We start from the raw sequence: 12,873 nt of genomic DNA, 5'->3' as shown, positions 1-12,873 counted from the left end.
ACGAGAGAGCGTGCAGATCAATTTATTTCCCAATCGAAGCATATGCTTCGGCCGGATTATCGGCTGAACTACCATTTAATGGCTGAATTCGGCTGGATGAATGATCCGAACGGCTTCATTCAATATAACGGGCAGTATCACTTGTTCTATCAACATTACCCGTATAAATCAGTATGGGGACCGATGCACTGGGGACATGCAGTCAGCCGCGATCTTATGAAGTGGGATTATCTACCGGTCGCTTTGGCACCGGACGGCGAGTTCGACCAGGATGGCTGCTTCTCTGGCAGTGCGATAGAGCAGGACGGGAAGCTTGTCCTGATGTATACCGGACATGTTGTAACCGGGCCTGACAAGGATCAGGATTACAAGCAGTCACAAGGGATTGCAGTATCGGAGGACGGGGTGACATTCGAAAAGTGGGAGGGCAATCCGGTCATCGGTTATGACGCCGTACCGGACACGATCAGCCGTAAAGACTTCCGTGACCCTAAGGTGTTCAGGCACGAAGATCAATATTACGCCGTTCTTGGTTCTAATGATGCCCAAGGGAACGGACTTGTACTGCTTTATCGTTCTGAAGACCTGAAAAGCTGGACGTATGTCAATGTACTAGCCGTGAGTGACGGACGTTTCGGCGATAATTGGGAGTGTCCGGATTTGTTCCCGCTTGGCGGTCGGCACGTATTTATGCTGTCTCCACAGCGCATGCCCCCTCAGGGAGAAGCATACCGCAATCTGCATTCCACCATGTACGGTATAGGTGATTTCAATGCGGAGGCTGGAACATTTACGGCAGAGCGGTATGCTCAGGTAGATCACGGATTCGATTTCTATGCCCCGCAGTCAACCTTGGATGATAAAGGGCGGCGAATCGTCATCGGATGGATGGATATGTGGGAGTCGGAGATGCCGACCCAGCAAGGGCACCATTGGGCGGGTGCAATGAGTCTTCCGCGGGAAGCGGTTATCGACCACGACAGATTGCTGTTCCGTCCGCTTGAAGAGGTGGAAAATTACCGATCCAATCTGTTCGAACAGCGGGATATCTTGCTGACAGGCGAGCAGATCATGGAAACGTTCGGAGATAGCTACGAACTGAAGGCGGTATTTGAGTTCGAAGCCAGTAACACCAATGAATTCGGCTTGAAGCTGCGAGTGGGCGACGAAGAGGAGACTGTACTCTCGTATCGTCCCGATGACGGTCTGTTCCGTTTTAACCGTGAGCGTGCAGGTATAGGCCCGGGCGGAGAGAGAAGAGTGCCTTTAAACTTAAACGAGGGCCGTCTGGAGCTTCGGATTTTTGTCGATAAAAGCTCGGTGGAAATATTCATCGGCGACGGTGAATACGTCCTCACAGGAAGAGTGTATCCGGGAGCAGAATCTACAGGCATTCGAGCGTTCACGAGCGGAAAGTGTACGATGGCTTCGTTTCAGAAGTGGGATATCTCCACATAGAAATGCATGATAAACAGGAACCCGACCCTTGATGGTCAGGGCTCCTGTTTTTTTGTAGAATTGTAATCGTGTGATTTACACAAGCTTATTTTGAAGATAGGCATCAATTTTTGCGAGGGCTTCTTCTGTACCGCCAGATTGCTGGAAGCTATCATTTATTTTTTGTACGCCCTCTTTATACGTTGCGTTCGACAGTACCTCATGTACGGCATCTCTTAACGATTGTACATTGATGTGGTCTTTGGTTATGCGATAGCCAGCTTGAAGTTCTGTTAACCGCTGCGCGACCATGGGCTGATCCTTGTCCTGCGGCAGTACAACCAAGGGTACGTTAAAGTGAATTCCTTCATTTACACTATTCATTCCACCATGAGTAATAAACACATCTGAATGACGTAATACCTCCAATTGGGGAACATAGGGCGAGATGATAAAGTGCTCTGGCGCCGGATTGATTTTCGTAAAGTCAGCTTTCTCGCCAGCTGCAATCACGACGATACCTTCAAAATCGGAAAAAGCTTCAATACAGGTGTTAAAAAAGTCTTCAGTATGGTCCAGAACAGTTCCCATCGAAATATACAAAACCTTTTTATCCTCTAGTCTGTCCAGTGGAAATGAATTTTCCCCTTTACGTTCTGGAAAGCTGGGACCAATAAAGAGATTCTCGTCACCATACTGTTCACCGTCTGGTTGGAAATATCGACTGGTATATACAACATTCAAAGCCCCTGTATTGCTCATAAATTGAACCATATTTTCGGGAGCAACACCGAACCTTTCTTTCATGAGCTGCAGTGAGGTCGTGGCATGTTCATCAAGTTGAAACGGCTCCTTTTCATTAAAGCGAAAGAGATTGGTAGCCATCCGATTCTGTGAAATCAGAAAAGATGGGGAGGAAGCAATACCAGGGATTTTCAAATAGTCTCTAACTAACTCGCCAGCTCCGAATCTATCATAGAATACAAAGTCAAAATCAATGCTTTTAGACAGTTGCTGAGTAATTGCTAATATGTCCAGCGAAGTCTGAATATGAATTTTCATAAATGCACTCAACCCATCCGGAGTATTGGAATCAATAGAAGCGGTCCTGACCAGATCAGAATGCAGGTGAACCTTCGCTCCAACTGCTTCGAGTCTGTCCTTGTATTTCTCAGTTGTAATGTAATGTACTTGGTCCCCTCGTGCTGCAAAGGCTTGCGTCATCCCAATCGTAGGGTTCACATGTCCTTCTGCCGGAAAGTTAACCATTAATATGTTTAACATTCATCATTACTCCTTTCTCTACAATTAAGATTGCAGTTTTCACTGAATCTCTCAATCCATAATAACAATAATATTTATTTTTTCAAATGATATCCTTTCAAGATCATAAAAAAACATGTTGGCATGAATGTGCATAACAAATATTTACCTCGTGCATAGTAAAGGGGAACTCTACTTAGCAAGGGAGGTTTTTTCTAAGTGAATGTTCAAAGAGCGCAAGAAATAGCGTCCTCTTCCATAATGGCGAATGTGTTGTGTGATGGGCTACCCATTTATATTCAGCATGTGAATGAACAGCGTGAGACGGCACGGATCTATGCGCTGAACAACCCGGAAGAGGAACGGGAAGTGCCTTTGTACGCGTTAACAGAACGAGATCAGACCCTTGAATAGAAAGGAGTGACATGAAAAATGAAACCGAACCAACAGAAAGAGATTGAGGCAGATCGTTTGAACTTTCGTGATCAGACGGATGATGTGGTCAGAGAAGTACCGGCCACAACGGATGCCAGCGAAGCTGTTGCAGCAATGACTTCACATATCAATAAATACGATGTACCAGATGAGTTGGAAGAAGAATAGTAAGTGGTCAAGCGCGCACAGGATAACCTGCTGCGTGCTTTTTATATGACGCATAACTTGGATGGTAGCGAACAAAAAGTATTCAATGCCCAAACGTACAAGTGAAGCTGCCCATGTGTACGTTTTTTTCTTTTCGTTTTTTTGTAAAATAATATATAAATGATTTCTGTTCAAACTAAATGGACTAGGCCGTCATAGTGCCATTATCTCTATTAAGTCGAAAAGCCGAATTTAGAATTGTAGGAGGGAATTATGAACGATGAATTCAATGTACAGGTCCAGAATGTAGATCCGGAAATAAGTGAAAGTGAAGGTGAATTTGAGAAAAAAGATATTTCCAAAGTATTAACTATAATATGGATTTTTATAATTTATAGTGAGTCTGTCATTCTTCAACATTTGTCTAGTGGTCTAAATCTGCTGCAAAGTGTCTTATTTACTGTAATCGTCATATTACACATCCTCTTGTACTTGCATGCTCAAAGAGTTGCAAAATATTTTTCATGGGCTTATTTTGTTGTGCAAGGGGGATTGATCTTTTCAAGTGCATTTCTTCTACCTGACAGTTTCTCCATTGTGCTGGTTGGGTTAATGCCAATTTTGGTGGGTCAGAGTATAGGTATTTATTACAAGCCGCTTAAGGTCATTCTTGTATTTTTGATTTCCTATGTACTTTTTTGTGTGGCTGTAGTCTGGCATAATGATGGCAGGCAATTTGTATTGTTCATCCCGCTATTTTTTCTCATTGCAGTTGTTATAGTAGCTTATGCCATTCTTTTTCTCAAACAAGTTCAAGCACGAATCCGAACGCAAAACGTTCTTAAAGAACTTGAAATCGCACATCAAAAGGTCGAAGAACTTACAATCGCTAACGAACGACAACGTATGGCCCGTGATCTTCATGATACGCTGGCGCAGGGACTTGCTGGGCTAATCATGCAACTTGAAGCCATTGATGCTCATCTGACAAAAGGAAGTACGCAAAGAGCTCAGGAGATCGTCCAACAATCGATGTCACAAGTGCGAAGAACATTGTCTGATTCAAGGCGAGCTATAGACAATCTGCGTTCAAAAACCATCTCGGAAGTTGATTTTGCAGAAGCCGTGGAGGAAGAAATACAGCGATTCACAATGGCTACGAGCATTCGTGTAATCCGCAACATCAAAATTAAAGCTTCGGTTCCCAGACTGGTGTTCGAACATGGATTGTTTATTATAAGCGAGTGTTTAACCAACGTAGCGAAGCATTCACATGCGAATACTGTATGGATAAGTATTTTGGATAACGAAGGTAAGATTGAAATCGAGATTCGTGATGATGGAAAAGGATTTGATACGGATATTATTGCCAAGCAAACAGGGCATTACGGAATAATAGGTATACATGAACGTGTACGGATGCTGGGTGGAAAAATCAATATCAGCAGTATATTTCAAGAAGGTACGGCTATAAAAATAGAGGCGCCTCTTACTAAAGGAGACCTATTATGAAATACAAGGTTTTAATCGTCGATGATCATTGGGTAGTTAGAGAAGGATTAAAGCTGGTGCTGGAGACCCATGACAGCTATGAAGTGATTGGTGAGGCTGGAGAAGGTGTAACGGCTCTTAAATTGATCGAAGAACTTCAGCCGGATGTCATCCTGTTGGATTTATATATGCCGCAAATGAGTGGTTTGGAAACCATGAAGGCCCTCAGAGAAAAACAAAATGAAACGCCAGTCATTATCCTGACGACCTATAACGAAGATGATTTAATGATTAAAGGACTCTCTTTGGGAGCAAAAGGATATTTGTTGAAAGATACCAGTCGGGAAAACCTATTTCGCACGATTGAGTCTGCGCTAAGGGGTGAAACGCTGCTTCAGCCAGAAATAACAGCAAGGGTATTTGCTGCCACGAATAAGAGAGAAGCTGAGGCAAAGTCACATGAAAGAAACTTAGTTCTGACTGATAAGGAAAGACATATATTAAAGTCTGTTGCACATGGTTTTAAAAGTAAGGAAATTGCGTTTGATATGGGAATTTCCGAGCGTACCGTAAAGGCACATTTAACGAATATTTATAACAAGCTTGGTGTTGATTCCAGATCTGAAGCCGTTGCTGTTTCGTTGGAACGTGGTATTTTACAGCTTTAGAAATAATAACTGAAAATATGTTATTTATTTGCCCAGTCGTACATAAGGTGCTTGCCCCTTTGTACGATTTTTTTGTTTGTTCATTGTTATAACATGAAAAAAGGATGAAAAAGTTTACTTGACCCACGGGTTGCTGATAGCACCTTTAGAAGAGAGAATCAGGGAGGATGACATGAAGTTGAAGAAAAAAGGAATTAGGATAATGATTGCAGGGGTTGCATTAGCTATCGTAGCTTCCGGTTGCTCCAGTGCAACGGAGAACTCTGTAACAGAAGCCAGTCACCCGGTGAAAGTGGAGAAACTTGCAATGAAGCCTTTGGCCAATGATTTTAATTTGGCGGGGACATTGCAGGCAAGTAATGAGGCCAATGTTTCCTTTGAAGCGGATGGACGTATATTGAGCACTATGGTTGAGGTTGGGGATTCAGTAGAAAAAGGGAGTGTCCTTGCGAAGCTAGATACATCCAATTACCAGTTGCAGCTGGATCGGGCAAAGGCAACCATGGAAAAGGCAAAGGCTGGTGTTAGCCAAGCGGAGGCTTCTGTCCAATCGGCACAGGCGGGCATTCATAGTTCGCAATCCCAGGTCAATGCGGCCCAATCGAAATTGCAGGAATTGAACAATGGCGCCAAAAAGCAGGAGATAGCACAGTCTCAAAATGCGGTTACTGTAGCAACTAATAATTATAACAAGAAGAAAGCGGATGCCGCACGCTCCCAAAGTCTATTCCAGGCAGGTGCGGTATCTTTAACGGAAAATGAGAATGCGCAGCTGGAATTAGCAAACGCACAAAAAAGCTTAAGTGATGCGCAAGAGAAATTGTCTCTTTTGCTTGCAGGGGCATCCCAGGAACAGCGTGCCCAAGCTTCGGCCGGCGTAGATCAGGCCAGAGCAGGGCTGGAATCGGCTAGGGCTACTATACAACAAGGGCTAGCCAGTAAAGCTCAGGCACAGGCTACCTATGATGATGCATTGGCTGCTTATGAACAGTCATCCTTGTCACTGAAAAAAGCGACTTTAACCTCCCCGATCACTGGTGTTGTGATTGAAAAAAAGATATCTGATGGTCAACTGGGCTCCAGTGGAAGTGAGGCATTTGTTGTCGGAAATATCAAGACTTTAAAAGTACTCCTCCCCGTACCAGACAGTGAAATCTTATCGTGGAAGAAAAACCAAAAAGTTAATATCTCTCTCTACGATGAAATGAGAACAGGAACCGTCACCCAGATCTATCCATCGACGAACTCCAAAACGGGAAGCATCAATGTGGAAGTTAGCATTCCCAATCCCGAACTGAATTGGAAACCTGGTCAAGTCATCAGCGCATCTAAAAGCATAAATCAAAACGAAGCGCTTTTAGTGCCCGTAGAGGCCGTAATTAGTACGGGAAATGATCCTTATGTCTTTAAAGCTGTAAATGGAAAAGCTGTCAAAACACCGATTAAACTGGGGAAAGTGACTAATAATCAGCTCGAAGTGGTCTCTGGGCTACAGGCAGGAGATCAAATCGTTACGCAAGGAGCAGGAACCTTATTTAATGGTGATTTACTTGGGAATGGTGTACCTGGGAAATCGGAGGAGTCGTCCGAATGATTAAATATATCGTTAAAAAGCAAAAAATTACACTCATTTTCTTCGCCATGTGCATTGTGCTAGGGCTCTACAATTTTACATCGTTACCTAAACAGGAGCAGCCTGATGTTATTCCCTTGTCAGCCAGTGTTACAACCATCTATCCAGGCGCTTCACCCGAAAGAATCGAGCAAACCATTACTAAGGTCATGGAACAGAAAATTAAAGCCGTACAAGGTGTCAAAACGATTTCTTCCACTTCATCTAAAGGACAATCTAGTATAATGATAGATGCTTTTGAAGATGCGGACCCGACAAAGGTGTGGACTGATCTTCGTACAAAGGTACAGGATGCACAGTCTGAGCTTCCAGCAGATGCGATGCAGCCCATTATTAATGATAGCATGACAAGCTCTTTCATTGGTTCATACGCGATTACTTCTGATAAAATTGAGAATTTATACGCGTTAAATGAATTGATGAACAAATGGAAAGATCAATTAAAAACGGTCTCGGGTGTTTCGCAAGTTAATATTCAAGGAATACCAGATCAAGAAGTACGAATTAGTTTAGACACACAAAAGATGCAACAATATAACATCTCCTGGGAGCAGGTTGTTCAAGCAATCAAAAATGAGAATGAGAGAGTTCCTACAGGAAGTATGGATTTCAATGAGCGTACTTATCAGCTGACGGTAAATGCCTCTACGGATCCATCTATCCTAAATAACGTCCAGATTTCAAGCAATGACGATGGATACCCGATATCTCTGAAGGATGTAGGGACAGCCTCACTTGTTTTTAAAAAAGCGACTAGTTATACGTATGTGAATAACAAGCCTGCTATTTCCATCAGTGTGAGTGGAGATACAGGCACAGACGTGCCAACGGTATCTAAAGCGACAACAGCCAAAATCAATGAACTTGTGAGCGGTTTGCCGAAGAATGTACATTTTGAACTACTTTTTGCGCAAAATGATCGAGTCGATGAAATGTTTGGAAACCTGACCAAAGAGATGATCATCGCTATTATATCGGTCATTGTTATATGTACATTAGGTTTGAATTTGCTGACTTCTGCATTTGTGGCCTTAGCCATTCCTGTTTCCATCGCCATTGGCTTTATCTTCTTGCCCACAACAGGAATCACGCTGAATCAAATTTCAGTCATCGGATTAATCATCGTATTAGGGATATTGGTTGATGATGCCGTCGTGGTCAATGACAACATTGAACGCCGACGCTCTGAATTTGGGGAAGATGCTACGGAGGCGGCCATTAAAGGGACGAAAGAGGTATCCTTATCGATCATTACAGCTACGCTAGCTACGGTTGCGGCATTTGCCCCGCTTTTATTCCTGCCGGGCACTATTGGTGACTTTATTAAACCGATACCTACCGTTATTTCGTTAACGATGCTGGCTTCCATGATTATGTCGTTAACAATTATTCCTATTTTCCGTCAATGGTACGATCAACGTCGTAAAGGAAAAGAGAGTAGTAAGACAGTTAAGCCACCTGGACTTCTGGGGAATCAAATACAATCTCTATCCAATGTGTACTCTAAAAACTGGATGCCTAGAATACTGCGACGTCCACTGTTAACAGCGCTTATTGGTCTTATGATGGGTACAGCAGCTTATGGACTACTTGCTGTTGTTCCCATTGAATTATTTCCGGATTCCGATCAAGCGGATGCCACGATTAGTGTAACGATGCCAGAAGGAACGTCGTTGCAGGCAACCAATCAAGTTGTAAACGAGATTGGGAGCTGGGTCAAAAAACAGCCAGAAACAGAGCGGCTGGCGGCAACGGCAGGTGGAGGAGCGCCTCAGCTGTATAGTGATGTTGCAGGCGGTCATGGCTCTGGGGGAGCGGTCAACGGCCAAATTGCTGTCGTTGGAAAAGAGGGGATATTTGATCTCAAAAAAACAGTAGATAACTGGACCCATACGCTACAAGCTAAATATCCATCTGCATTAATCAGCATTCGTGTTCCCCAATTAGGTATTCCGGTCGGCAGTGCGGTGTCTATCCGTATTAAAGGAGAAGATATTGATAAGCTGCAAAACATGACAACTAAAGTCAAAGAAATGGTTGCGGGGACCCCCGGAGCTGTAGATGTGACCGATAATATGGGTATGCAAAGCTATAATCTGAATTTCCAAATCAATCAGCAAGCCTTGGATAAATATCAGGTTAGTTATTCCGATTTAACGCGTACTTTGCTATTAATGGGTGACGGGGTGAATGTAACGGATTTTGATACGGGTAAGGAATTGCTTGATGTCAATATATACATGAACAAACCAAACCATGATCCTGAGGTATTATTCCAACAATTAAGTGTGAACAATGCGGCAAGGGAGCAAATCCCCTTATCCCAATTAGCCACGATGAAACCGGACTTTTCCATCCAACAAATCCACCGCTATGATCTGGAACGGACGGTAACGATCTCAGCCAATGGAAATGGGCGTACGGCTACAGAACTCACTAATGATATCCGTAGCAAACTTACAAATACCCAGTTTGAACCAGGCTACACCTGGGAGATGGGAGGGGAAACATCTGCGCAGTCTGATATGTTTAAGGACTTGGGCAAATTAGCTGTTATTGTTATTTTCCTTATTCTCCTCTTGATCACCATGCAGTTTTACTCGGTGTCCACACCACTCATTATTATGACTACCGTTTATCTGGCAGCGGCAGGGGGAATCCTTGGAAGTTTTATTTCAGGGATGCCCATTGGATTCATGAGTATTATGGGGATCATTTCACTTGCTGGTATCGTCGTGCGTAACGGTATCGTGTTGATAGAGTTTATTGAAGATGCACGGCGTGAAGGCGCTGATTTAACAGACGCCATTCTAATGGCATGCTCTGCCCGTTTCCGTCCGATCTTGCTTACTTCGCTAACTGCGATTGTGGGTATGATTCCTATTGCCACAATAGGGGAGATCTTGTTCAAACCGTTGGCAACAACCATTATTTTCGGACTGATTTTTTCAACTATTTTAACATTGTTTGTAGTTCCGACGCTGTATATGGTCGTAGCTCATCTGAAGCTGAAACGGAAGCATAAGAAGCAAAAGGCTATAAATAGCGATAGTTCATTGAACTTGTAGGTAAATATATAATACAGGATCGTACATTAGGCGAGAGTCTTAATGTACGGTTTTTTTATTTCATTGACATAGTCCACAAAAATCTTTACTATAATTGTTGCAAAAGTCCACTAAATAGGGGGAGTTATGGTCAATATAGATGCTAATATCATAGCGGATATGAGGCGTTTTAATCGGTTCTATACGAATATACTGGGTGTTTTGGATAGACATGTGCTGGATAGCGGATATTCCTTTACCGAGGCCCGTGTCATTATAGAGATCGGGTTGATCGAGCCATGTATAGCGAATACTTTAGTCGAATCTCTTAAAATTGATCGCAGCTATATGAGTAGGATCATTGCTAAATTTTGCAAAGAGGGCTTTCTTGTTAAGGAAAATTCAACGTTGGATAATAGAACAAATCTGATTCGTTTGACTCCTAAAGGAAAGGCGTTCTTTAACCAACTGAATGAAAGGTCTGATGAACAAATTCTAAAATTAGTTCAAGGACTCTCAGAAGAAGAGATAAAAGAATTACATGCTTCTATGTTGTTAATTCAGAAGAAATTGGATAATTTGGAGAGGATACAGAATGATACGATTTGAATGCGACTATACCGAAGGTGCCCATGAGCGCATATTAAAGCGACTACTGGAGACGAATGATGAACAAACTCCAGGTTATGGTGTGGATGATCATTGTGAAAAAGCTAGAGCATATATTAAAGAAGCATGTGACTCCCCAAATGCGGATGTACACTTTTTGGTTGGAGGTACACAGACCAATACCACTGTTATTTCTTCTATTCTGCGTCCGCATCAAGGCGTCGTTGCGGCAGTGTCGGGACATGTTGCGGTTCATGAAACCGGAGCGATTGAAGCTGTTGGACATAAAATACTTACTTTGCCAAGCGGAGATGGGAAGATCCGGGCCGAGCAGGTACAAGATTTGTATGACGCTCACTGGAATGATGCCGCTCCTGAGCATAGTGTACAGCCCGGGATGGTTTATATTTCCCAACCTACTGAGAATGGAACGATCTATAGCAAAGCAGAGCTGGAAGCATTAAGTAGAGTCTGTCAAGAATGTGGTTTACCACTGTTCATAGATGGAGCCCGATTGGGCTATGGCTTGGTGGCCGAAGATAGCGATGCATCTTTAGCGGATATAGCACAGCTTTGCGATGTGTTTTATATTGGCGGGACAAAAATTGGAGCATTGATGGGAGAAGCCGTAGTCATTCTAAATGATACATTGAAAAAAGATTTCCGATATATGATCAAGCAAAAAGGGGGGCTGCTGGCTAAGGGAAGAATGTTGGGCATTCAATTCGAAACTTTGTTTGAAGACGGTTTATACGTTGAAATTTCCAAACACGCTATAGATATGGCAATGCTGCTTCAAAACGGATTATCTGAGCAAGGTTTTTCTTTTCAATACCGTTCTACAACCAATCAGCAGTTTCCGATTTTACCAGATCGTATACTAAAGGCATTGAGTGAAAAATATACTTACTCCTTTTGGGAAAAGGTTGATGATACACATAGTGCAGTTCGATTCTGTACCAGTTGGGCTACGAAGAAAGAAAATGTTGAATTGCTGATTCAGGATATTAAAGCATTGCAATAATGGTCATAGAAAGAGTAATTTATAATTTTAAAGATGTAAAATGACTTTGTAATAGCCATACTTCGGTGCACGCATTGCAGCGAAGTATGGTTTTTTTGTGCATTTTACTTATTCCAACGCGGCTTGTATTTAGTTCCATGAAAGAGCAAGTGGATATAAAAATGGAAAAACAAGACAAGAGCGGAGGTATAAAATTGGCGTCTAATTCTTTACACTGAATATCTACCGAACCTGCTTGCGGTACTGAAGAGGAGAGAGCCCAGTTATTTTTTTAAAGATTTTATTAAAGTGGGAAGCATGACCGAACCCGACATCCTCTGCAATATGCTGGATTTTGTCTTTGGTGGTTCGAAGTCTGGTTTGGGCCGCCCTGACCCGCACTACGCGGATGTATTCGCTGAAATGAAAACCAGTCAACTTTAGAAAGATACGGCTTAGGTAAGCTGGACTAATGAAAAAGCAGGCAGCCACTTGTTCGAGAGTTAACGGTTCATTGTAATGATCCTGAATAAAAGAAGAAATTTCCGTGATTTTCTGATGCATGGGATGAGAGGAGACAGGTTCACTACGCTCGATTGCTTCCGATCGGTGCACCAGGATCAGCATTTCCAGCAGTAAATGCTGTACGCAACGGTCATGCAGAGGCTGCTTATTCCTGCATTCGGTATTCATCTGTAGGAATAAACGTTCAACCTCCACTTGCTCTCTCGCAGGTAAGCGAAGTAACGCGGATTGCTGGTATGGCGGCAGGTCAAGAATGTCATGATCCTGCTGTGGGAGAAACGTCGGAGAAAAATGAATCAAAATGCGCTCTGTTTCCTGCAATTGCGTACTGGCGGTAGAGTGCAAGTCGTGAGGAAGGATGAATATCAGATCCCCCTTGCGAGCGGTGTATACCTTGCCATTCATAAAATAGATGCGTTCGCCTCGCAGTAAGAGATACAGCTCATAGTTCTCGTGGACATGGGGCCGGGGCATAACTGTGAAACCGGTACGATAGATGTGATGAATGGAGAATTGTTGTTCGCCAATGACATATTTATCTTCTTTCACTTCATTCATGTGCTTCTTCCTTTACAAATTAAGATAAGTAAGCGCATTCATACATCAACAGTATAT

11 protein-coding genes are annotated in these 12,873 nt (G+C 43.0%); 9 read left to right on the top strand and 2 right to left on the bottom strand.

The window, feature by feature from the left end:
* Window positions 1-42 precede the first annotated feature (42 nt).
* Window positions 43-1,458 (top strand): glycoside hydrolase family 32 protein, encoded by a 1,416-nt coding sequence (locus tag MLD56_RS22135; protein ID WP_029519355.1) that lies wholly within the window; start codon window positions 43-45, stop codon window positions 1,456-1,458.
* Window positions 1,459-1,533: 75 nt separating this feature from the next.
* Here the strand turns inward: MLD56_RS22135 and MLD56_RS22130 are convergent, their stop codons facing one another.
* On the bottom strand, window positions 1,534-2,721 hold the full coding sequence (locus tag MLD56_RS22130) for a macrolide family glycosyltransferase (protein WP_029519354.1): 1,188 nt from the start codon (window positions 2,719-2,721) through the stop codon (window positions 1,534-1,536).
* Between the two features lie 198 nt (window positions 2,722-2,919).
* Between MLD56_RS22130 and MLD56_RS22125 the strand changes: the two genes are divergently transcribed.
* The 8 genes from MLD56_RS22125 (at window position 2,920) to MLD56_RS22090 (ending at window position 11,754) form a co-directional block, all read left to right on the top strand.
* Complete coding sequence (locus MLD56_RS22125; protein WP_016820419.1) at window positions 2,920-3,114, top strand: H-type small acid-soluble spore protein; 195 nt, start codon at window positions 2,920-2,922, stop codon at window positions 3,112-3,114.
* Window positions 3,115-3,132: 18 nt separating this feature from the next.
* Entirely contained in the window at window positions 3,133-3,303 is a 171-nt protein-coding gene (locus tag MLD56_RS22120; RefSeq protein WP_013373210.1) for a hypothetical protein, read from the top strand.
* Window positions 3,304-3,555: 252 nt separating this feature from the next.
* Window positions 3,556-4,794: a sensor histidine kinase gene (locus tag MLD56_RS22115; protein WP_029519353.1), complete on the top strand. Its 1,239-nt coding sequence runs from the start codon at window positions 3,556-3,558 to the stop codon at window positions 4,792-4,794.
* Window positions 4,791-5,441, top strand: a complete 651-nt coding sequence (locus MLD56_RS22110; protein WP_029519352.1) for a response regulator — start codon at window positions 4,791-4,793, stop codon at window positions 5,439-5,441. Before MLD56_RS22115 ends, MLD56_RS22110 begins: the two co-directional genes overlap by 4 nt.
* A 172-nt stretch (window positions 5,442-5,613) precedes the next feature.
* A complete protein-coding gene (locus MLD56_RS22105) occupies window positions 5,614-7,035 on the top strand; it encodes an efflux RND transporter periplasmic adaptor subunit (protein ID WP_029519351.1) in 1,422 nt (473 codons plus the stop codon).
* Complete coding sequence (locus MLD56_RS22100; protein WP_241113426.1) at window positions 7,032-10,142, top strand: efflux RND transporter permease subunit; 3,111 nt, start codon at window positions 7,032-7,034, stop codon at window positions 10,140-10,142. Before MLD56_RS22105 ends, MLD56_RS22100 begins: the two co-directional genes overlap by 4 nt.
* Before the next feature lie 126 nt (window positions 10,143-10,268).
* Window positions 10,269-10,730 (top strand): MarR family winged helix-turn-helix transcriptional regulator, encoded by a 462-nt coding sequence (locus MLD56_RS22095; protein ID WP_029519349.1) that lies wholly within the window; start codon window positions 10,269-10,271, stop codon window positions 10,728-10,730.
* Complete coding sequence (locus MLD56_RS22090; protein ID WP_029519348.1) at window positions 10,717-11,754, top strand: threonine aldolase family protein; 1,038 nt, start codon at window positions 10,717-10,719, stop codon at window positions 11,752-11,754. The genes MLD56_RS22095 and MLD56_RS22090 overlap by 14 nt, the downstream gene beginning before the upstream one ends.
* Window positions 11,755-11,976: 222 nt before the next feature.
* Here the strand turns inward: MLD56_RS22090 and MLD56_RS22085 are convergent, their stop codons facing one another.
* Complete coding sequence (locus MLD56_RS22085; RefSeq protein WP_029519347.1) at window positions 11,977-12,816, bottom strand: helix-turn-helix transcriptional regulator; 840 nt, start codon at window positions 12,814-12,816, stop codon at window positions 11,977-11,979.
* Between the last annotated feature and the right edge of the window lie 57 nt (window positions 12,817-12,873).

Origin of the sequence: Paenibacillus peoriae (assembly GCF_022531965.1) — a bacterium.
GTDB lineage: Bacteria > Bacillota > Bacilli > Paenibacillales > Paenibacillaceae > Paenibacillus > Paenibacillus polymyxa_D.
This window is presented reverse-complemented; position numbering and strand designations above follow the sequence as displayed.